The organism is Methylotuvimicrobium sp. KM2, assembly GCF_038051925.1.
Lineage (GTDB): Bacteria > Pseudomonadota > Gammaproteobacteria > Methylococcales > Methylomonadaceae > Methylotuvimicrobium.
Genome location: NZ_CP150634.1, coordinates 2,215,278 through 2,237,295, shown reverse-complemented (window position 1 = coordinate 2,237,295; position 22,018 = coordinate 2,215,278). Strand labels below are relative to the sequence as shown.

Annotated in this window: 20 protein-coding genes; 3 read left to right on the top strand and 17 right to left on the bottom strand. The window is 47.4% G+C overall.

The features are described from left to right. Nucleotides 1-192: 192 nt before the first annotated feature. Nucleotides 193-582 (bottom strand): NlpC/P60 family protein, encoded by a 390-nt coding sequence (locus WJM45_RS09565; protein ID WP_341328711.1) that lies wholly within the window; start codon nucleotides 580-582, stop codon nucleotides 193-195. Nucleotides 583-1,096: 514 nt separating this feature from the next. Between WJM45_RS09565 and WJM45_RS09560 the strand changes: the two genes are divergently transcribed. After that, complete coding sequence (locus tag WJM45_RS09560; protein ID WP_341328710.1) at nucleotides 1,097-1,459, top strand: hypothetical protein; 363 nt, start codon at nucleotides 1,097-1,099, stop codon at nucleotides 1,457-1,459. Between the two features lie 82 nt (nucleotides 1,460-1,541). Here WJM45_RS09560 and rplI read toward each other — a convergent pair whose 3' ends face one another. The 6 genes from rplI to WJM45_RS09530 all read right to left on the bottom strand — a co-directional run bounded on the left by rplI (nucleotide 1,542) and on the right by WJM45_RS09530 (nucleotide 5,964). Continuing rightward, nucleotides 1,542-1,988, bottom strand: a complete 447-nt coding sequence (gene rplI, locus WJM45_RS09555) for a 50S ribosomal protein L9 (RefSeq protein ID WP_017839639.1) — start codon at nucleotides 1,986-1,988, stop codon at nucleotides 1,542-1,544. Between the two features lie 57 nt (nucleotides 1,989-2,045). Further along, entirely contained in the window at nucleotides 2,046-2,945 is a 900-nt protein-coding gene (locus WJM45_RS09550) for a DUF2232 domain-containing protein (protein ID WP_341328709.1), read from the bottom strand. Nucleotides 2,946-2,961: 16 nt separating this feature from the next. Beyond that, the gene (gene rpsR / locus WJM45_RS09545; protein WP_341328708.1) at nucleotides 2,962-3,189 is read right to left on the bottom strand and encodes a 30S ribosomal protein S18; all 228 of its coding nucleotides are present in this window, start codon (nucleotides 3,187-3,189) and stop codon (nucleotides 2,962-2,964) included. 24 nt (nucleotides 3,190-3,213) lie between these two features. Next, complete coding sequence (gene rpsF, locus WJM45_RS09540; RefSeq protein ID WP_341328707.1) at nucleotides 3,214-3,651, bottom strand: 30S ribosomal protein S6; 438 nt, start codon at nucleotides 3,649-3,651, stop codon at nucleotides 3,214-3,216. A 404-nt stretch (nucleotides 3,652-4,055) separates the two neighbouring features. Then, nucleotides 4,056-4,778: a dienelactone hydrolase family protein gene (locus tag WJM45_RS09535; protein ID WP_017839643.1), complete on the bottom strand. Its 723-nt coding sequence runs from the start codon at nucleotides 4,776-4,778 to the stop codon at nucleotides 4,056-4,058. Nucleotides 4,779-5,481: 703 nt separating this feature from the next. Further along, nucleotides 5,482-5,964 carry a low molecular weight protein-tyrosine-phosphatase gene (locus WJM45_RS09530; protein ID WP_341328706.1) on the bottom strand — a complete coding sequence of 161 codons (483 nt, stop codon included), beginning with the start codon at nucleotides 5,962-5,964 and terminating at the stop codon, nucleotides 5,482-5,484. Nucleotides 5,965-6,887: 923 nt separating this feature from the next. Between WJM45_RS09530 and WJM45_RS09525 the strand changes: the two genes are divergently transcribed. Next, nucleotides 6,888-8,633 carry a methyl-accepting chemotaxis protein gene (locus tag WJM45_RS09525; protein ID WP_341328705.1) on the top strand — a complete coding sequence of 582 codons (1,746 nt, stop codon included), beginning with the start codon at nucleotides 6,888-6,890 and terminating at the stop codon, nucleotides 8,631-8,633. 480 nt (nucleotides 8,634-9,113) lie between these two features. Here WJM45_RS09525 and WJM45_RS09520 read toward each other — a convergent pair whose 3' ends face one another. The 10 genes from WJM45_RS09520 to WJM45_RS09475 form a co-directional block, all read right to left on the bottom strand. Further along, entirely contained in the window at nucleotides 9,114-10,361 is a 1,248-nt protein-coding gene (locus WJM45_RS09520; protein ID WP_341328704.1) for an ABC transporter permease, read from the bottom strand. Beyond that, entirely contained in the window at nucleotides 10,358-11,509 is a 1,152-nt protein-coding gene (locus WJM45_RS09515) for an efflux RND transporter periplasmic adaptor subunit (protein WP_341328703.1), read from the bottom strand. The genes WJM45_RS09520 and WJM45_RS09515 overlap by 4 nt, the downstream gene beginning before the upstream one ends. Further along, entirely contained in the window at nucleotides 11,506-12,114 is a 609-nt protein-coding gene (locus WJM45_RS09510; protein WP_341328702.1) for a TetR/AcrR family transcriptional regulator, read from the bottom strand. Before WJM45_RS09510 ends, WJM45_RS09515 begins: the two co-directional genes overlap by 4 nt. A gap of 374 nt (nucleotides 12,115-12,488) precedes the next feature. Then, nucleotides 12,489-14,321: a V-type ATP synthase subunit A gene (locus WJM45_RS09505; RefSeq protein ID WP_341328701.1), complete on the bottom strand. Its 1,833-nt coding sequence runs from the start codon at nucleotides 14,319-14,321 to the stop codon at nucleotides 12,489-12,491. Nucleotides 14,322-14,330: 9 nt separating this feature from the next. Next, a complete protein-coding gene (locus tag WJM45_RS09500; RefSeq protein ID WP_341328700.1) occupies nucleotides 14,331-15,017 on the bottom strand; it encodes a DUF2764 family protein in 687 nt (228 codons plus the stop codon). Beyond that, nucleotides 15,014-15,703, bottom strand: a complete 690-nt coding sequence (locus tag WJM45_RS09495) for a hypothetical protein (RefSeq protein WP_341328699.1) — start codon at nucleotides 15,701-15,703, stop codon at nucleotides 15,014-15,016. Before WJM45_RS09495 ends, WJM45_RS09500 begins: the two co-directional genes overlap by 4 nt. An 11-nt stretch (nucleotides 15,704-15,714) precedes the next feature. After that, nucleotides 15,715-16,164 (bottom strand): ATP synthase subunit C, encoded by a 450-nt coding sequence (locus WJM45_RS09490; RefSeq protein ID WP_014148134.1) that lies wholly within the window; start codon nucleotides 16,162-16,164, stop codon nucleotides 15,715-15,717. Beyond that, nucleotides 16,164-17,960 carry an ATPase gene (locus WJM45_RS09485; protein WP_341328698.1) on the bottom strand — a complete coding sequence of 599 codons (1,797 nt, stop codon included), beginning with the start codon at nucleotides 17,958-17,960 and terminating at the stop codon, nucleotides 16,164-16,166. The genes WJM45_RS09490 and WJM45_RS09485 overlap by 1 nt, the downstream gene beginning before the upstream one ends. Continuing rightward, nucleotides 17,961-18,563 carry a V-type ATP synthase subunit D gene (locus WJM45_RS09480; RefSeq protein WP_341328697.1) on the bottom strand — a complete coding sequence of 201 codons (603 nt, stop codon included), beginning with the start codon at nucleotides 18,561-18,563 and terminating at the stop codon, nucleotides 17,961-17,963. It lies immediately after the preceding gene. Continuing rightward, a complete protein-coding gene (locus WJM45_RS09475) occupies nucleotides 18,544-19,905 on the bottom strand; it encodes a V-type ATP synthase subunit B (RefSeq protein ID WP_341328696.1) in 1,362 nt (453 codons plus the stop codon). The genes WJM45_RS09480 and WJM45_RS09475 overlap by 20 nt, the downstream gene beginning before the upstream one ends. Nucleotides 19,906-21,376: 1,471 nt before the next feature. Here WJM45_RS09475 and WJM45_RS09470 point away from each other — a divergent pair. After that, a complete protein-coding gene (locus tag WJM45_RS09470; RefSeq protein ID WP_341328695.1) occupies nucleotides 21,377-21,901 on the top strand; it encodes a winged helix-turn-helix domain-containing protein in 525 nt (174 codons plus the stop codon). Nucleotides 21,902-22,018: the final 117 nt, after the last annotated feature.

Here is a 22,018-nt window from a genome sequence, read left to right as displayed (position 1 = left end):
CGGAGTAATTTTAAATCTTGAAGTATTTTATTGCTTGGCACGTTCTCTGGCCACAAAATTTTACTGGGCCTTTCGATACATTTGCCGCATTAACCGGCATAGCCGCTTTCTTACTGTTGTTTAAATTTAAACGTGGAATTGTTACAGTGATCGGCTTAAACGCGGTTTTGGGATTACTTTATTCGTTATCCATTAAGAACTGAGCACACGCACCGATTTCCAATATCTATCGGACCAGTATTGATTATCCAAACTGGAAATCGCAACTCCTTTGATAGTCGAGACATGCAAGAATCTTCTTTGCTCGATATAGATGCCGACATGATGCTGTTGAGGACCTGTATTAAAAAATACCAAATCTCCGGTTCTTAATTGCTGCTGCGGTATAGGTTTCCCAGTCTGAGCTTGGCGGTCGGATGTTCTAGGCAAATGAACACCTAACTTTTTCGCGAAAGTCAGGTAAACGAAACCAGAGCAATCGATACCGGATTTCGAAAGCCCGCCATATTGATAAGGAATCGACGCCCATTCGCGGTAATGGCCATAGAGTGTTTGCTTTAATGCCGCTTCGGAATTGGGCATAGTAGTTATTGAGGAAGTTTTTTTCTGACCTCCCGAACAAGCAGTTAACAGCGCGAGCGCAAAAACTAAAACAATAATTTTTAAATCACTAGTTAAGAAGCGCATAGGAAAACTCATATTGATTACGATAAAATCATTATATTTCCGTCAATTATAGCGCAAACTTAAAAAATATTATGCAATATAAAATCCGCCAATCGTGTAGAAGACTTTCGATTATGCTCAAGACAAACAGAAATTGGAGGGATTCAATCGCGCAATTTTACCCGTCGTAGATAAAAATTCGGCGCCTGGTCTCCGCTAAAGGACACCATAAACCCAGCACCTAAATCCAGCATCTATATTCCATAGGTATTTGGCAATGATACAAAATTCATGGCTTATTTAGGTACTGGGTAAACCAGTCCATGGGGGCTTAACGGCTGCGCTTGAACGCCAACGATGTCGGCAGCCACACCCTATGTCTTCACAAAGATACCTAATTCTTGAGTATAAAGGGAGTAGGTTAAAAGCTATGATCAACAATTATTCTAAAAAGATTAAACGCGAGTTACGAGAATTAGCCGCACAAGCCTATGAAAACGAACTTGCTTTTGAACTCAAAAAACTGGAGAAAAGTTTTACTGAATGGCGCAATGGTTCGATTAGCAGTAGCGAATTGAATCATCGAGTGCATCGTCATGAAACAGGCGCATCAAAATCTCTATATAAAAAATATAACTACGGAGATATTCATCTTAACGTTGCTTATGCGATTGTAACAGGCATCGTTGATGATCAAGCGGCATCGGAGGACTTAAAAAAAGCAATTGCCTCATTCATTAACTTCTACCAAGTTGCGAAAAACGATGGTGATATTAAGACACCGGAGCATTAGACCGGTTAGCGGAGGATAAGACTAATGATTAAAAATCAACCAAGGCAGAAAGGTTTCTGCCTTAGTTGACCGAACTTGAGATTTATTCGGCTGCGACTGTCAACTTAACGGTTGCAACAACATCCGAATGCAGGTCGATATCGATTTCATAATCGCCGACTTGACGAATCGCCCCTTCAGGCAATCGAACTTCGTGCTTTTCAACCTTAGCACCGGCTTCAGTTAGTGCATCGGCAATGTTTTGAGTGCCGACGGAACCGAACAATTTTCCTTCGTCGCCAGCTTTATGCGTAACGGTTATCGACAGATTATTCAATACTTGCGCTCTCGCTTGAGCTGCTAATAATTTCTCGGCGGCCGCTTGTTCTAGTTCGGCGCGGCGAGCTTCGAATTCGGCTATTTTTGAAGCTGTTGCAACAACCGCTTTACCTTTCGGCAATAAAAAGTTTCTGCCGTAACCGGGCCTTACGCTAACTTTGTCGCCTAGATTGCCTAGGTTTGCAATTTTTTCAAGAAGAATCACTTCCATCGTTATATACCTCTGTTTCGGCTATCGCCGAATTATTTTGCGCCGTCAGGCGCCGGATTATTTGGAAAATTTATTTCGTAAGTTCAACCACGCATCAGCCAGGCCTATACCGGCAACCGGAAACATGACATGAGGTATTATCAATAACGTGACGTAAAACATCGGCACCAAAAAACGCCCGGAGCTCATCCTTGATAGCATCAAATGTAATACCGCAGCCCCGATGAAGGTATAGAGCACAAACAATAGAATTGTGATATTCCACGCGACTTCCGAAAATATGCCGCTACCGAACCACGCAACTGCTATTACTATGATGCTGCCTATAGCTAAACGCGGATGAGTACTCAAGGACAAATACTCAGCCCTAAAGCCGCCGGGATTATAGAGCATCGATTGCCACCATCTGCCTAAAAAAAGCCCGAATAGAAGACTAAATATAGTGCCTGCAGCTACGACCCCCGTCATATAATGAGCCATGGACTGAACCGATTGCTCGATATTGTCAACAGGTACATCCGGCGATGACTCAAGCATTGGCTTTATCATCTGTTCCAGCATCGGTCGCCAAAATTCGGACGGAGAAGCTTGATAAAGATAAAACCCTAGCACTCCAAGCGCACCGAGTAATATCGCTATTTCAACCGCAAGAGACAAATGTCTGCCTTCTCTCAGAACGATTGAAATAATCCATATCGGTGACCACATCACCAAACCGTATAGCAATGCAAATTGATATCCGCCCAAGACCAAAAGGCCCAATGCAGCAGCTGCGGCACTGGCAAATAATAGCACCCATAGCCCTTCATGCGCGCCTCGGCGCAATGTCACCAAAGCAACGGTAGCCGAACTTACAATACTTACCGGGGGAATGATCAGCGATATTAAAGCCAAGGTCGATGCAACCATGATGGCCTGCATCCTCCCCCGCATGATGTATTCCGCTAAAAATTTCATACGCCCGGTTTAAACTTTATTTATGTGCGTCGCAATACGGCAATAATGCGATAAAACGCGCGCGTTTAATTGCCGCCGACAACTGTCTTTGATGCTTGGCGCTAGTTCCGGTGATGCGACTAGGAACGATTTTTCCGGTTTCGGTAATATATTCGCTCAAGGTATCGATATCTTTGTAATCGATTTCGTTTGATCCATCCGTACTAAAGCGGCTTAGTTTTTTACGTCTCATGTTACGTGCCATAATATTCTCTCGATTCAATAACGGTTATTCTTCGGATACTGTTTCGTCGGTCTCATCATCTCTTGCCGAGTCGTTGATTTCTTCGGCATCGGAGTCGTCAGCGTCGGCTTTAGCCTTTAATTCGGCAGCTTTATTTTCATCCGCTGTCGAGGTCGCGATTTTAGAAGGCTCGGTGACGGCTTCCTTTCTCAGCAGCGTCATGCTACGCAAAATCGCATCGTTAAAACGAAAACCGCTTTCCAGTTCTTCGAGAGTCGGCTGATCGCATTCGATGTTCATCAGAACGTAATGAGCTTTATGGATTTTGTTGATGGGATAAGCTAAATGCCTACGCCCCCAATCTTCAAGACGATGAATTTTGCCGGACGCAGCTTCAATAGTCGCTTTGTAACGATCAAGCATCGCCGCAACCTGAGCACTTTGGTCGGGATGGACTAAAAAGACAATTTCATAATGTCGCATGATTACTCCTTTCGGGAAAAAGCCTTCCATCTCTAGTCTTAAGAAAGATGGTAAAGCAAGGATATGGCACGGAATGCGCCAAAACCGGCGATTATAAATGTTTTACCAATAACGGGCAAGCGATTGCTCATTCTCTTCAGCAATTCCCAATTTGGGGATCAAAAAGGGTGCGGGGTGTGCTTAGCGAGAATATCGGCAGCAGGGCAGATTTTACTCCATGCAAATCTGCATTCACGCCATCCCTGGAGCTCGAGCCGCCGTCAAGCCCCCATGGATGGGTTTACAGCGTTCCTCGACAGGCATACCCCACACCCTAAAATCGGCGAAACGGCTCAAACTGGGAATTACTACATTCTCTTATTTGTTGAATTCAAAATACAGATTGGCGCTATGGGAGATATAACTTATCGCGCGAAAGCTTCTTGCAAAAACGCAAGCAAACTTTTCCAAGAACGATTGTCGGCAAGAGAGTTATAGACGGTTCCGAAACCAGGATCGTTAGCCAGCGGATTTGTAAACGCATGCACGGTATTACCGTAAACATGTATTTGCCAATCAGCACCTGCATCGGTCAACTCTTTTTCCAGCGCCACGACATGATCGACCGGCGCCATCGGATCGTCATTACCGTGCATCACCAATACTTTAGCTTTAATATCAGTAGCAACCAGATTACCCGGCGGAATCAGCAAGCCGTGAAAACTGGCCACGCCTTTTAGATCGGCACCGGTTCTAGCCAAATCGAGCACACACAGACCACCGAAGCAAAAACCGATCGCCGCAATCATTTGATCGTCGACCCAAGGCAATAATTTAACCGCCGATAATGCTGCAGCAATGCGCCTTTGCAGCATCGCGCGATCATCCATAAATGGCTGCATCAATTGAGAGTTTTCCTCGATACTGTTCCCTCGTTTGCCTTTACCGTAAATATCCAATGCGAAACCGACATATCCCAACTCTGCAAGCTTTTTTGCCTTATCGGCAACAAATTCGTCTCTCCCACCCCAAGCATGACTAATCAAAACGGCAGGCCTCCGCCCATCTAATGCATCGTCATAGGCAAAAAAACCTTCTAAAACCGCATCACCATCCAGGTAGTCGACAGTATTCGACACAATTGCCATAATTCTCTCCTCGTTTATTGGAATTTTTATAGATTATACTTTTAACACATACATGTCGGCACCGACTGTAGAGAAAAACCCGAATATTCCAGCAATTCCCAATTTGGAGATCAAAAAGGGTGTGGGGTATGCTTGGCGAGGATGTCGGCAGCAGGGCAGATTTTTGCTCCATGCAAAATCTGCATTCACGCCATCCTTGGCGTTCGAGCTGCCGCCAAGCCCCCATGGATGGGTTTACGGCGTTCCTCGACAGGCATACCCCACACCCTAAACTCGGCGAAACTGCTCAAACTGGGAATTGCTGCGAATATTCGGTGGATTTTTGCTCAATGCAAAACCATTTCCAATCATTATATACCTTTTGCACTTCAAATTTCGGCAGTGCCAGAGAAGGCGCCTGGGTGTCCGGTCGATTTTCGCTCCTGCAAAATCGACATTCACGCCATCCATGGCGCTCATAAAGGCTTTGCCGGCATGGAGCTGGCATAGAGCCTATACGGACGTATTCACGGCGTCCTTTAGCGGACACCCAGACGCCGAATTTTGATCTACGACGGGTATAACAAATCTTTGAGCCCAAATTCGATTAGCAAAAAAGATATTTATGCCTTATTTACTTCGACGAATTGCTCACTTATCGCCTAACCTTCTCGATTCTTTAGCCGACCTGATACAGCACAACGCGGCTTTTAAACTTTCCACGTCATACCTTCCCTTGCTCTTTTAACATATTCAAAAAACCCACTGCGGCTTCCTCAACTAGATCCAACACGCGCTCAAAACCGTACCGGCCTCCATAGTATGGATCCGGCACCTCGCGTGTAGCGAGATGCGGCGCATGATCCAACAAATAACTTATCTTACCCCGGTGATTTTCGGGACAAGCTTCGAGCAGAATCGAATAATTGTCGTCATCCATCACCAGCAAATAATCATAGTCCTCAAAATCGGCATAAATAACCTTTCTTGCTTGCAAATGTCGCAATTCTATACCGCGTTCTCTTGCGGCTTTTTGAGCCCGTAAATCAGGCTGTTCGCCAACATGATAGGCATGCGTTCCGGCTGAATCAATTTCAAATAAATGACTAAGCCCCTCCTCTTCAATTAGCTTGGTAAAGATTCCTTCGGCGGTCGGGGAACGGCAAATATTCCCCATGCAAACAAAAAGAACTTTGATTTTTTTCATAGCTGTTCGATCGATTTTGATTAAAAAACGACCGATAGTTTACATCAGCTTAATCGCAATTGAAGGATTGAATCTATGGAGTAAATTCAAATTTGCGTTTACGCGCCTGATGATACAGGTTATTTTTATGATTTAATTCATAACTTCGCTTTTTTTAGGGATATAACCTTATACAATTAAAGTAAAATACTCATCTGCCGATTTATAAGCTATCCTAATTAACGAAATAACCTGCTGATTGCTCGACTAAGCGATGGAAACGAAACATCCCTTTTCGTACTTCAAATTTTGGTAGGGCTTAAGGATTCGCAGGGGTGTTAGGTCATTTTGCTCAGTGCAAAAAAAGCCATTCCGGCCGTTTCCGGCGATTGGATTTGCAATCAGCACATAATTATACCTATCGCACTTCAAATTTCGGCATTAGCGTATGGAGGCGCCGGGGTGTTCGCAAAGGCTTTGGCAGCATGGATGCTGTCATAGAGCCTACACGGACGTATTCACGGCGTCCTTTGACGGGCACCCCGACGCCGAAATTTGACTAGCAAAGGGTATAATTTTGGATCTATTTGGGTACAGACTTAGAACGCAGCTTCGCCTCATTAATCCGAAAAAAGCATTTCACCATGAAGAATAAGAGGTTAATTCAATAGCTATGCATATGCATAGAACTCTCGTTAATCCAATAGATTAGGAGAATGTTTACCTAATATCTTGGAATACTTCATGAGCTTGATGGTTAAACTGCCGAATTCAGGTTAATACGCAGGGACTCGAAATATTTATGAATTGATTAACGATTAACCAAAGCCAAACATTTACTTTTTAACAACTATATCCGTAACCAGACTTGAACTGTACGGCCAATTGACAATGCATATCGCATATAATATTCACTCAGGATATGCCGGAGAACAAATATGATAATGATGAATTGGAATTCTGTTGGCGTTAAAGTAGTGGCTATCACCCTTACGGGACTGGCAATTATAGCTTGCGGCTTATTGATAACTTACGGCGTATCGGAAAAACAAAAACTAATCGAATCCGAAATTCAAAATGCCAAGAACCTGCTGCTGGTTTCCGAGTCGGTTAGGGAAAACACCAATCAAAAATGGGAAAGCGGTATTTTTTCTGTCGAGCTTGTAAAAATAATGGCCGGCGACAGCATCAATCCGGCACGAAGAGCAAAAATATTGGCGACGGTCCCGGTCATGAATGCTATGGATGTCGCCGAAGCCAAAGCTAAAGAAGGCAACTTCCGATTCAAAGCACCTCGAGTCGGCGCGAGAAATCCTGCTAACGAAGCTGATGCGCTGGAACAAAAAGCCCTTCAGTTTTTTCAAAATAATCCCCAGTCCACCGAATATTCCTACATTGATGAAGAAACCCAAGAAATCCGTTACTTTAGACCGGTAAGACTGGCCAAGCAATGCGAACTCTGCCATGGCGATCCGGCTACATCTAGCGAGCTATGGGGTAATTACACAGGAAGCGATATTCTTGGTTATCGAATGGAAAACAAACGCGCCGGCGACCTTCATGGCGCTTTTGAAATCATCACCCCGTTGAACCGAGTCAATGAACAACTAAGAACCCATGTTCTGTACGCAATAGGCTTTACGGTTATCACGTTGATCGTAATAGGTGCTGCCGGCTATATTTCGATGAACCGCATCATCATTGCACCGTTAACCGATCTGGCACTAAAATTACAAGATATTGCGAGCGGAGAAGGCGATCTCAGAGCCAGGCTGAAAACCGAAGGAAAGACCGAATTTGCTTGGGTTGCGCATAGCTTCAACAATTTCGTAAAAAAAATAGCCAAGACCGTCGACCATATCAGCACGACCAGCGAGCAACTGACTCAAGCCTCGCAACGCCTTGCCCATATTTCCGAGGAAACCGAACATGGTGTCGATAGGCAGCAATCCGAAACCACACAAGTAGCCACGGCAATGGAAGAGATGACAGCCACCGTTCAAGAAGTCGCCCGCAATGCGGTTAAAGCTTCAGAGGCCGCATCAAAAGCAGACGCCGAAGCGCTGACAGGCAAAAATGTTGTGACGGCCGCCGTTGCAGACATTAACCGATTGGCATCCGAAGTGGAAAATGCCGCGCATGTCATTCATGAACTTCAATCGGATAGCAATAGCATCGGCGAAGTACTGGGCGTCATTCAAGGTATCGCCGAGCAAACCAACCTTCTGGCATTGAATGCCGCAATCGAAGCAGCCAGAGCCGGAGAACAAGGTCGTGGCTTCGCGGTTGTCGCCGATGAAGTCAGAACGCTTGCCAGCCGCACGCAAAATTCAACGCTGGAAATCCAAAAAACGATAGAACGCTTACAAGCACGTGCGGAACAAGCAGTCAAAGTTATGGAAAACGGAAAAAAACAAGCCACGACCAGTGTCGAGCAAGCCGCATCGGCCGGCGAAGCAATCGCCAGCATTAGCGACAAAATCGATACGATCAACGACATGAATAATCTAATCGCAAACGCCGCCGAACAACAAAGCATGGTTGCCGAGGAAATCAACCGAAACATTAGCAACATCAGTTCCGTTTCCAACGAAACATCGATCGGCGCTAGAAATACAACAACCGCATGCCGAGAATTGTTGACCTTGGCCAGCCAATTGAAAGAAATGGTTGGCCAATTTAAAACATAGGAGGCCAGCAATACCCTAGACAGGTTTCGGTGGCAGGGATAGCCTCCGTCAAGCCATGGACATATTTACCAGCAATTCCCAATTTAGAGATCAAAAAGGGTGTGGGGTATGCTTGGCGAGGATGTCTGCAGCAGGGCAGATTTTTGCTCCTGCAAAATCTGCATTCACGCCATCCTTGGCGTTCGAGCTGCCGCCAAGCCCCCATGGATAGGTTTACGGCGTTCCTCGACAGGCATACCCCACACCCTAAAATCGGCGAAACTGTTCAAACTGGGAATTGCTGCATATTTACCCAGCACAAAAAATATCTATGCAATCAATCATGGCTAATAAGCGATGGAAATTAGGCGCTGGGGTTACGGCGTCCTGCCTGGGGATTCGAGTCACCGCACTCTTTTTGACCACCTTTCGCTTTTCCTTTCAAGTCAGCGTCGGTGCTAACCGGCAAATCATTGCCGTTCATCCAGCAAAAGTTTAGTCTCAATTGACACCTTCGCCCATGGCTTGGTATAGCGCAGCACTATCGACGAGGCGCTGCGCCTGAGCCGCGATCAAGTCGATTTTGGTCTGTTGCGCCGCTTGTTGTGCGATCAGTTGCTGAACGTAGCTGGCCGCGCCCAGTCCATATTGCCTCTGCACGGATTGCAAAGAACCCTGTGCCGCAGCATCGGCGGCAGCCGTAGCGGTGATTTTTCCCACCACAAAACCTATAGTGCCAAGCGCAAGCGACTGCTGCATGATCATGCCGGCAATGGTGCGGTTCTTGGTGCCGATCAGTTTAAGTACCGCGATTTCCCGGATTTTTCCCAAGGTCAAGGTATAGATGATGAAGGCGACAATGGCCGCGCTGACGATGCTCAGAATCACCAAAAACAAGGCGATTTGCCTGGCTGATTTATCGATTACCTTGTCCATCAAAATCGATTCCATCTGGGTACGGGTATAAACTTGCAGGCGCATCCAGCGACGTATCGGCTCGGCTGCATCCTCAGGTAGCGTGCCGGGTTTGAGCTTTACAAGTATCGCGTTAACGTAGGTGTTGGAACTTTGCGATGCATTCACCACAGCGAGCAGATCAGGAATGCCTGGGCGATTGAAGGCCGGGTTCTCGGCATTGCGGCGCCGCTGCTGAACCAGAGCATCGTTGTCTTTTAGAAATTGCGCTTCTTGTGCGTCTTTGAGCGGTATGAAGACCATCGGATCACCGTTATAAGATACCGTGCGCTTAGACAATCCGACGACCGTGTAAAAATTGCGGCGGATTCGGATGCGCTCGCCGAGCTGAAATCCGCTGGAAATATCGGCAATAGCTTCATAGTGACTACGGGTGATATGTCGCCCGGCGACGAGATAACGAGGCTGTCCCGGCGTACCCGGCTTGCCGGCCGTGATGCCAACCACCATGGAGCTAACATCCTGATCGCCGTGACCTACCTGCATAATCAGATAGGTGACATTGGCTGCGTATTCCACGCCCGGCATATTCAGCAGACTGCGATAAAGATCGTCGTACAGACTGGATGACTCGGCATAAGGTCCCTGTGTGCCCTGCTGCACTACCCACAGATCCGCGCCTGTGTTGTCCAGCATCACCTGTGCGTCGTCGACCATGCCCCGATAGATGCCGGCCATGCTCAGCGTCACGCCGATCAACAATCCCAGACCGACGCCGGTGGACACGAACTTACCCCAAGAATGGAGAATATCGCGGCCCGCCAAGCTGATCATCGTACAGCACCGGGAATGTATTCAACCACATGAATTCGGCTGCGTGCAGTCAGCGCCTTTTCGCTGTAAACCACTACCCGGTCGCCGTTCTTGAGTCCATCGCGTATTTGCACTTGGCCATCGAGATCAGCAGCGCCTAATTTAACGGGAGTAAAGTGCAGGTCGCCGTCCATAGCTTGCCAGACGCCTAATTGACCATTCTCGCGATGGATGGCGGCATTGGGAATCACCAGGGCGGCGGGTAGCGCCGGCAAGTCGACCGTGACTTCGGCCAGTTCACCCAGCGGCGGCAATGGATCGGGGGGCAGATCGAAACTCACCTTGGCAAGCATTTCTTCGGTCACGGCGTCAGCCTTGGGTTCCACCCGCAGTAAGCGGCCGGCCAACACATGGCCACTGCGCGAACGCAACACAATGCGGGCCGGCAGTCCAGCGGCAAGCCCTGCTGCACTGATCTGGTCGAAGCGTACGTTCAGCCATAAACTTTCGGGATCGATCACTTCCACCACAGCTTGACCGGCAACGACAGTTGTGCCGGGATCGGCATCGCGGGAGCTGACCAAGCCGTCAGCCGGCGCGATCAGACGCAGATTATCCCCCTGCGCAACCAATGCCTCCCGGTCAGACCGGGCACGAGCGACGTCTTCATGGGCGACAGTAAGTACAGCATCCGCGATCTGCAATTCCTGTCGCTTGGTGGCGACTATTTCTTCGCTGGTCGAGCGTACCGCAAACAATTGTTCATATCGATGCAACTGGGTCTTCGCATACGCTTGCCGAGCCTTCGCTTCGCGCAATGCCGCTTCGGCACGCTTGAAGGTCGATTCCTGCGAGCGGACGCGATCATCGAGATCGACCGGGTCCATCTCGCCTAACACTTGACCGCCCTTCACCCGATCCCCCACATGCACCTCCAGGCGTTGTACGCGACCGGCAACCGTAGGACCAATTTTGTAGGTGTAGCGCGCCTCCACCGTGCCGATACCGAATAGCGCCGGGGCAATTGACTTGGCCTCCACCTCCGCGACCGTCACGGTTACCGGTGCCAGCGGACCGGATCGCAAGGCGACGTAGACGAAAAGCACAAGCAAAGGCACAATAACTGCCAGAAGAGCCAAGGTTCGTTTTTGTAGAGGCATGCGATTCATTGCGCACTCCGGATGCCACGCTGATAAATTGCAAAGACGCGTGGCGCATCCTGGCGGATACGCTCCACATTGCCGGCCAGCAGCGATTGCATGACCAGGCCTTGGATCGTGCCGATGAACAGGGTGGCCGCGGCTTCGGTATCGAGTGCGGCGGACAGCTCGCCGCAAGCCTTGCCCGCCTCGATCAGTCGGTGCAGGCGTTCTCCATAACGCAGGATCAGGGTTTGTACTATGCGCTTGGGCGCCGTCTGATCGGCACGTTGCAATTCACCAAACATCATTCGGGGAACCCCAGGGTGCTCGGCCACGAACTCGACGTGGCTCATGAATATCGCCTGCATCGCGGCCAGAGGCGATTCAATACCTTGCGCGGCATAATCAATCCGCGCCAGGAGGCGTTCAGCAACCCACTCCATGACTGCCTGCCAAATGGCATCCTTAGTCGGAAAATGACGAAACAACGCGCCCTGGGTCAGGTTCATATGCTTGGCGATAGCCGCAGTTGTGATTTCGCTGGGATTTTGCGAACCCGCCAGATCAACCACTGCCTCGATAGTCACGGCACGTCGTTCATCGGCAGGAAGATGTTTTACATGAGTATTCAAGGCTGCCCTCAAAAAAGAAAGTAATTAATTACTATCTTATAGCGATAAGCAAATAATGCAAGCAAAAAACTACTCGCAGTTAGGAACGAGCATGAAATAACTTAGACAACTGTCGGAAGGGGGTTTGGTGACTCGATTGACAGGTGTCGGCGGCAGGGATAGCCGCCGTCAAGCCTACATGGACGTATTCACGGCGTCCTTTGCCGGGCCCCGGTGCCGAATTTTAATCCACGATGAGTATAGCCAAGAATAGCGTGTAGCAGGACAATGCAAGAGCAATTGCCGAGGAGCAAAATCCGCCCTACCGTCGACACCTATCAATCGAGCAACCGAACCTGACTACCCTATACATAAATATCGCAGACTCGTCTAAGTTAACCCGGATTATCGACCGATTTATACAAACTCTCTATTTTAGCGAGTAAATCGTTATATTCGGCTGAACGCCAAACCGCATAATTTAGATTTTTGAAGAGTCCGGTCAGACGAGTAAAATAATCCCGCACATGGTTTTGGTCGGTAAAGCGATACTCCGCATCGACCAACTTGATAATCAGCATAAATATTTCTTTTTGCCGCTCAAGCGGAACCGACACGTCAACATCGTCGAAAGCATCCTGTTGCAGATAGATCATATCGATGAACATGGCTTGCTGATACAGCACAAAATCTTCCAAGGTAACGCCTTCCTCGCCGGCGACTTGTATCATTTGATAGACACCGTCGCCCCGAACAAGCAAGTCTAAAACTTTGGATACGCGTTCAGTCCACCCTGAAATAAGCTCACGATCATACCAAGACCTAAGCTGCTCTAAATAACGAGACCAGGATAGCAACGGATCGACAGCCGGATAAAAACGTTTATAGGCCCGGTCGGCACTCAGTCCTAAAAAAGTCTTGACCGTGCTCAAGGTCGATTGCGTAACCGGTTCCTCGAAATTACCGCCGGCCGGCGAAACGGTTCCGATCATCGTCAGACTTCCGGTTCCTCCGTCACGGTTTTTTATTACGCCGGCTCGCTCATAAATATTTTTAATCGCCGAGTCTAAATAGGCCGGAAAAGCCTCTTCGCCCGGAATCTCCTCGAGCCGCGCCGACGTTTCGCGCATCGCCTGCGCCCAACGAGACGTCGAGTCGGCCAGCAACAGCACATTCAAACCCATTTGCCGATAATATTCACCGAGCGTGATTCCCGTGTAGATCGACGCCTCCCTGGCCGCAACCGGCATCGACGAAGTGTTACAGATAATGATCGTGCGGTCCATCAACGATCCGCCGGTCTTCGGATCGATGGTCATCGGAAATTCGGTGATGGTCTCGACGACCTCGCCGGCTCGCTCCCCGCAAGCGACCACGATGACAATGTCGACCTCCGAATTTCTCGATATCAAACTCTGTAAAACCGTCTTGCCTGCGCCGAAAGGCCCGGGGATACAGCCGGTGCCGCCTCTGGCAATCGGAAAAAAAGTATCGATCAAACGTAAATGCGTTATTAAGGGGTCAGATGGATATTGGCGTTGCACCACATTATTGCGCAGCAGTTGTTGCGATAACGGCAAGCGAATCGGCCATCGCTGTTTGAGCGTAATGATTCGCTCTTTGTCATTGGCCAGTTTGATTTTTGCGACGGCCTCATCGACCGTAACATTACCTTCCTGAATCCAAGTCACCTCGATCTCGCCATTGATGTCGAACGGCACCATGATCTTATGACTGAAGCGGCGCTCCTGAACGGCCCCGATCGCACAACCGGCATAGAGTTTTGCACCGGCTTGTACGCACGGTGTGAATGCCCACTTGGTATTTTGATCCAACGCAGGCAAATCGACTCCACGAGGCAAAAAATAGCCGTATTCGGTCGCCAATAAATCGAGGGGGTTTTGCAAGCCGTCATAGACTTGTCCCAAAAGCCCGGGCCCAAGTTCGACCGACAGTAATTCGCTGGTCAACACAACCGGATCGCCAACACCGACTCCTGTTGTGTTTTCATAAACTTGCGCATCGGCACGATTGCCGTAAATACGCAATATTTCTGCTTTAAGCCGCTCTTTATGTTTAGCTTCGCTTCGGCTCGGCAAAATGTAAATGACTTCATTCTTCGTCAGCGGCGTGTCAGCAACCGATTCGATCGATACAATATCGTCCTGAACAGAGACGACTCTCGCCGAAGCCTGATCCAAACCCGTTGTCAATGTGCTTTCATTCATCGTAGAAATTTATCCAAATTCAATCGAAACGCCGTCTAATCCGGCCGAGACTAATTCGTCAAATCGTAAAACGGCCTGCTCTTTGTCGTAATGGGTCCAACGGTTAATGACATCCCATTTCAATACATAAATGACGACTGCGGGAAAATCGAAGTAATGCCCCTGCCCGACTCTCTGATAATGCCGCCAAATCAACTCGAGAATCAGTCTTTCCAACTCCAGCGGCCGATCTTGTTCAATCAATTCGCTGGCTTGTCTAACCCAAGGCAATAAGGCATCCATTCCGAAAGCCGATTCACGCCAATGTTTTTTGATAAAGCGTAAACGCTCGCCAAAACCGTCAAAAGGCGCGCCCAAGGTTAAACTCTCGCCGTCGCGCCTTCTTCTGAGCGCCGTCAAAATAGTCCTTAATTCCAAACGCCACATGACGACCTCTTTTAGAAACGGGTTCCTGATTGCACGCCACATGACCATCCCTTGTTTAACGACGGCTTCGTCATCGAGTTCTTTCATTTTCGACCAATGCAGCAAGGCTTCAATTCTTGCCAAATCGTCGGCATCTTCGTTATCTAGCAAGGCCAAACGCTTATCCAACTGAATGCGCGAAATCGGCGGCTGACGGGTCTCGAATAGTTCCGTCGGATGGACAGGAAGGCTGCTAAGTAAAAGCGTATATTTATAATTTTCGCCGCTCACTTGACGATGCCTTGCAAGAGCGCTCTAAAACGCGGTTGTAAATGCTCCAAAAACAAAGTGGTAACGGCTTCATCGGTAAAATCGATGACCATGTTGTTCTCTTCAAGCTTGATCACGATACCCGATTTGATTTGATCCGAAACTTCAAAGGATACGCCATCGCGCAACAAATCCGATGCGATCGCGGCGGTCAGATGCGACAAGGCTCCTTGCTTAAGCTCCTCCGGGTTTCTTCGCAAATCCTCGACGCCGACGATATCCTCGGGTAATTGAAAAATGATTTTAGAATTTTGATCGAGCCCGGTTTTTTCTCGGACTCGGCCCGCCAATGCCAGTATCAATTGCTCGATAAATTCGGATTTGGCCATTTGTTTACCGACCACGCGCATGACTTCCTGACTAAAGCTACCGAGCAAAGTATCGCGTAATTTAAGTAACGCATCCCGCCCCGCCAAGCGCAACGCATCGACACCGGAAGATTTAAGCGCTTCGGCTTCGGCTCGTGCTTTTTCAAGCAATAATTGCGCCTCTTGCTCGGCTTCCTCGACAATCCAAGCGGCTCGTTTTTGTGCGTTAAGGACGATATCCTCGGCTTTAGCTTGTCCGGCATTAATCGCTTCCTCTCTCAAGCGCTCGATCAATTTCTCGACGCCGCTCGATGCGACTTCCGCTTTTTCCGCTTTCATACTCTCGACTCTTAAGATTGAGGAATTCCGCCGCTAATCACTAGGGCGAAAATAAATGCAAAGACGGCAAAGCCTTCGACGATCGCGGCGGGGGCTACCGATAAACCGAAAATCTCGGGTTTGGCCTTCGAGGCATGAATCGCCGAGGCGCAGCATTGCCCTTGATAAATCGCACTGAACATCAGTGCGAATCCGGCCAAGACGCCAACGGCAAAAATACCGGAAGCATTCGCTTCGGTAATCGGCCGATTCAGCGTAAACATCACGACAATGCCATAAATCACCTGAGAAGACGGCATCGCCGAAACGCCGACATAGCGACCGTGCCCGGTTTCGGTATCGAGCATCGCGCCGATCGCGGCTTGGCCTGCAACCGCACAACCAATAATGCTGCCGATCGCACCCAAGGCCATCGGCGCATATAAACCGATCCATCCTAAAATCACTAATACCTCAGCCATCAACGGACTCCTTTTTTGGAAAATGCTTTAAAGGGATAACCTTCATCGGAAACGCTCCAGTTATAAAATTCGATAAAATTCAAACGTAAACCATGTACCAAGCCACTCATCAAACATAACATCAGATTCAAGACATGGCCGACGATTAAGATCAAAATACTGAACAACAACCCGGGACCGGGTAAGGCATGATAAACCTGCACCGCCAATTGATTAAAAGTCAGCGCCAACGACGCGCTAGCCAAACCCAATGCGAATAGACGCATATAACTGAGCACATCACCGAACAATTGAGTAATGCCGATCAAGCTCTTGACACCGTCCAGCAAACGCCAAAACAAGTCGCTCCAGCGTTTTAAACCTCGTTCGCTGCTGAACAGCAACAACAAAACGCCGCCCGTAGCCGGCAAAATAATGCCTACTTGACGCAACCCGTCATTATCCGTTGTCGCCGAAAGCCAAAAACAAAAACCGCCGACAACTGCCAACAGCCAGCCGATAGAGGCCAATGCCGTTAAGGAAGGGTATCGGCGATAGGCTCGAATCGCATTGGCCAAGGCAATATGCCCGACGCCGACCGCGATCGACAAGCGCATCATCCCGTCGAAATCGTTAATATCGATAATCTTTAATGCAGAAATAAATCTTTCTTCGGATGGACTGTAGCCGAAATAACCGCCCGATAAAACTCCCCAAACAAGCGAAGCAAACACGGTGTTAGCAGCCAGGACTCTAAGTCTCCGATCCTTGATGCTCTGCCCGAGACTGCGCCATTTGAACATCAGTATTAACCCGAAAACCGCGGCATAACCTGCGTCGGACAGAATCATCGCAAAAAAAACGCTAAATGAAAAAAACACGACAATAGACGGGTCCCAACCGTAATAATTCGGCGTTTGATAAAAATTGACGATATCTTCGCCGCCGGCCAGTTGCCGAGGATTATCGAGCAAGGTCGGAGGATTGTCGCCGGGATCCGGGTCTTCGACCAATACGGCCAAACCATGATGTTCGGCAAAACGAAGAAATTTTTCGGTATGTGCTTCCGGCAACCAGCCTTGCAAGGCGAACACGCCGGCCTCGTCGCGTGTAATTGTTTGCGCCTTGGCCAAATCGGCCTGATCCAGCGCCTCACTGAAATGCACCGTCATCAAGGTAATCCAGCGAGTCAAGGACTCTCGTTCGGCCTGTAAATCCTCGAGCGTCAATTCGACTTGGCTTCGCTGAGTTTTCAATGTCGAAAGCGGTATCGAGCCGGTATGAGTTCTTGCCACCGGCATGCTGTTTTCGGGCGGCTCGGATTCGGCAACGACGACGACATAGCAATATAAATTATTCTGATAAACCGTCTGCCAAACCCAGTCGCAGTCCTCGAGCTTTTTCATCATTCTTTTGGGAATAATGTAAAACCATAATCGGTAACCGGCCAATTGTTCGGTTTCCGGTAGCTGGAAGTCGCCCCACGGTTCAACCTCATCGATTCGTTTCGACAAGGCGTCGTAAATGTCGGTCAACTCGCGAAATTTCGCCTTAATGGCCAAAACTTCCTCGGTAATCCTTTCAAGATCGAAACGCGTCGCATCTTTGGTTTGATGTCTTTTGTTCGCGCAGGCATTAAGATATTTAAGCGCTTCGACCACGCCTTCGGTATTTTTAGGCGCGCCGAACTCCTGCCCAGGCGGTTCGGCTAAAGGAATCAAGTGCAGACCGCCTAAGGCTTGCACTTGCTCCAATATCCGACGCTTATCGGACAACATGCCGCAAAAAGTAATCTTTTTCAGCTTGACGATTGCCATTTAGACACCTTGTTTAATACGGAGTTGTTTGGTCATTTTTGCCCGAACAACATCGGCTCGTTCGGCATCGGACAGATAAATACGGATTTTGCGTATATTGCGCTCCGTTTTAGGAATCAACACCTTATCGAACAAATTAACCTTTTGTGTCACTTTTTTGACCGCCGCTTCCAAAATCGTCAATCGACGTCTGTCGACCTGTTGCCGTAACTTCAACTCCAGCATAAGTTTCAATTGCACGACCAACGCATCGGCCCAGTGCGGCTTCAGATAAGGCGAATAGGTCATCGTCACTAGGTCAACCTTCCTTAGTATCGGCACCGTAATACCGACAATATTCTCCTCGCCTATTTCGACCGCCGAGACTTTAACCAGATCGTTTAAATTAATATCCCGATAGGACACCATCGGTAATGTTTCGCTCACTTTTTGTCGGCACTGTTCGATTTGCAGTTCGGTAGTTTTGAGCTGCGCCAAGCCTTTGGCCCGCTCGGCCATCAACTGTCTTCGTTTGAGATCGAGCGAAGGCAAATATTGCCGGTAGCGCTTGAGTTTGGCGCTTTCCTTATGCAATGAAGCCTTGTTAAGCGAGAGTCTGGCCATGATTTTTCTTCGGGAAGTATTTATCGATCAAGGCTTGTTTCATTAATAACTCGCTTTCCTCAAAACATTCGGCCAAGGTTTGCCACCCTAAATCCAAAGCCTGTTCCAATGAAATCGAGACATTGATATCCATGAAACGTTTTTTGAATAATTGTCCGAATCTGAGCAACTTTTTATCGTAATCGGACAAATCGAAAGCCATCGCCTGCTTTTGTTCTGCGTCGACCGAGCCCGCGTAAAAACGGATCATCGTATTCATGATTTGCGCATGATCCTCGCGCGTGACCTTACCGATGACATGTTGCTTCAACCTAGACAACGAACCGAAAGGATCGAGCATGCCGTCGTGCAAATAAAACTGGCCTTCGGTAATATAACCGGTATTGTCCGGAACCGGATGCGTCACATCGTTACCCGGCATCGTTGTCACCGACAAAATCGTAACGGAACCGGCACCTTTATAATCGCAGGCTTTTTCGTATCGGCGCGCCAACTGCGAATAGAGATCTCCCATGTAGCCGCGATTCGACGGAACATGTTCCATTGAAATACCGACTTCCTTCATTGCATCGGCATAAGCGGTCATATCGGTCATCAACACCAACACCCGCTTGCCCTCTTCTACTGCAAAGCGTTCCGCGACCGCCAATGCCATATCCGGCACCAATAGCCGTTCGACGATAGGATCGGAAGCCAGATTGCAAAACATCACGGTCCTCGCAAATACTCCCGCTTCCTCAAATTGCGATCTAAAATAATGAAAATCATCGAAAATCAGGCCAAGCCCTGCAAAAACCACGATATCGGCATCAGCCTGAATGCCGATTCTAGCCAAAAATGCGTTAAACGGTTCGCCGGAAATAGAGAAAATCGGTATCTTCTGACTTTCCACCAGACAATTGAACAGGTCGATCATCGGCACTTGCGTTCGTATCATTTTCGAAGCTAAAACTCGTTTCATCGGGTTCACCGACGCACCGTTAATCGTCACTTTCGGGTCGGGCTTAAGCGTCGAACCACCGTCCATCGGCTCCCCCGTACCATTAAAAATCCGGCCAAGAATATTCGCAGAATAAGTCACTCGCATCGAATGACCTAAAAAACGCACCGACGCCGCAGTCGAAATGCCCCGAGTTCCCGAGAAAACCTGCAAAGCCACCTTGCTTCCATCTATTTTGATGACTTGAGCCAAAGACTCGCTGCCGTTGACGTCTTCGACTTCGGCTAAATCCCCGAATCGAGTCGTGATTTCTTGGCTTGCAAAGGCACTGTCAACATTTACAGTAATGATATTACCGACAATGGACAAAATCTTGTAATGTCTGACCATATGTTCGATCATGGGCTACCTTGAAAATTAAGCTTAAAGTATAAGCGGATTATAATATTGTAAGATGACATTATGATAACAAGTCTAAGCCGATAAAGAGCCTAATTTTTGACACGCGGTTCGGAACAGAGAAGTTAAATTGAACACACAGAGTGGAATTTGTGATTTTATGTTTAGGCTATTGATAGCTTTAGGAGAAAGTAAAAAGCTTTGCGTATTTCCAAATACTTAGGATTATATTTTTTAACTTTTGCAACCGACAATACTTTTTCTCGGTCTTCATCGTTGCACAAACAACGGCATAATTTCACTAAAATTCGGGTAAAACCGCAGTGTCGGGTGGGGAACTTATTTCATGCCCGCTCCTTATCCGATTTGACTTTTTTCGGTTTCGGTTTATAAATGGCCGGAAGAGAACGCTTTTTTGAGGTAATTATTCACACCCCTATCATTCTTACGCCCCAGCGCTCGCCGTTATACACAACTACCGGTAAAGGTGCTGAACAGATGTTATCGAACACCTGGGAGCGTACTGTTTAAAAAATCAGTGGGTATTGAAAGTCAATGGCCTTCCCTCACCTAGCGTTAGGTGAGGGAAGGCCGAGAGTGTGTTAAGCGACAATCAATGGTATCGAGGCCTCATTAGTTAAAATGTAAGTATTCAGACTCGTGGCAAATTACCGCAATTCATTCGTAATTGTTGGCCTCCCTCTTTGAAAACATAGGTACCTACACAAGTACTTGCACCTTTTTCTTTGCGGGAGAAGGTTGGGATGAGGGGAATATAAGTGATTGTTTTTACTCTCACCACCGCAACCCTCTTCAACAGGAGAGGATGCTAGGCCAGCTTGTAACGCATTGTATTTATGATATAAAACTTGTGTAGATACTTATGCTTTGAAAAAGGGGGATTGAGGGGGGATTTATTTAGACAATCTCCCCTAGCCCCTCTTTTTCAAAGAGAGGACTGAATGTTTGCTTTATTTAAAGGCTTTTTATTTTTTCAATTCTTTGTGATTTTTTTGTGCTCGCCTATCAAATTTCGGTTTTTTATCCCTTCTTCCGAAGGGGAATGATACTGAAGCGCCGAAATTTGATGTGCGATAAGTAACTATTCATCTCGTTTCAAGTTTCGGCATTTTTACATAAAGAAGCAAGAGTCTTAGGCGAATTTTAACTCCTGCGATATTCCACTTTTTCTAAGCACATAATTTCCATAATTTATAGGTACGATCTATAACCTTCGTTAATTTAACCGTAAATCACTACCAACAACCTTAACCCAGCCTTAATATCTTTAAATTGTATAATATTGATTTATATATAAATTTATCTTTAATAGCACTGCATTTGTTAAATCTGAGTTAATTGATAATTTTTGACTAATTCCAAAATTTGATCCACGAAGAGTTTATATCTCTTATTCGTTTTTACTTATTTTTTGAAGTTCGAGTAAAATCGATCTATAGAAAGGAATGCTTATATGCTTGAATGGTCGATTCTAATTTTTTTACTTTTTATTGTTTATATCATTATGAAAAAATTTAACACCACCACTGAAAAAACCAAATCCAAGACTGAAAAGACCGTAGCACCCGAAGCGGTTAAAGAAACACCGAAGAAAACAAGCTCTACTTTGCCAACCCCAAAAAAGGCTCAAAACGTCGAAGAGTCTAAAGCAACAATAGAACAACCAGTCACACCTAAAACCTCAAAAGTAACGCCTAAAAAGACCAGATCCACCCGAGCATCCACTAGAAAAACAAGCACCCCTTCTCTAGCAAAGGCTGCCGAAACTCCGGAAATAAGCATACGTGAGCGCGTCGGTTTAACAGCGGGTAACATTTGGCAATACTTGGATAAAAATGGCGAAACTTCCGTTACAAGATTACTCAAGGAGCTTCCTGAAGAAGAAAAGATTATCCAGCGCAGCATCGGTTGGCTAGCCCAGGAAGGTAAAATCACACTCAACACTGTCAATCGAGTTGAAACCATCGTACTAAAATAATGAAGGGAATGAACCGTGTAGACTAATCTATTTATCTAATGTAGATTCAAGCAATCTGCAAATTATGTTCGTTAGATAGCTAAACTTACTACATTTTGTTGCAGCCATAAATGAAAC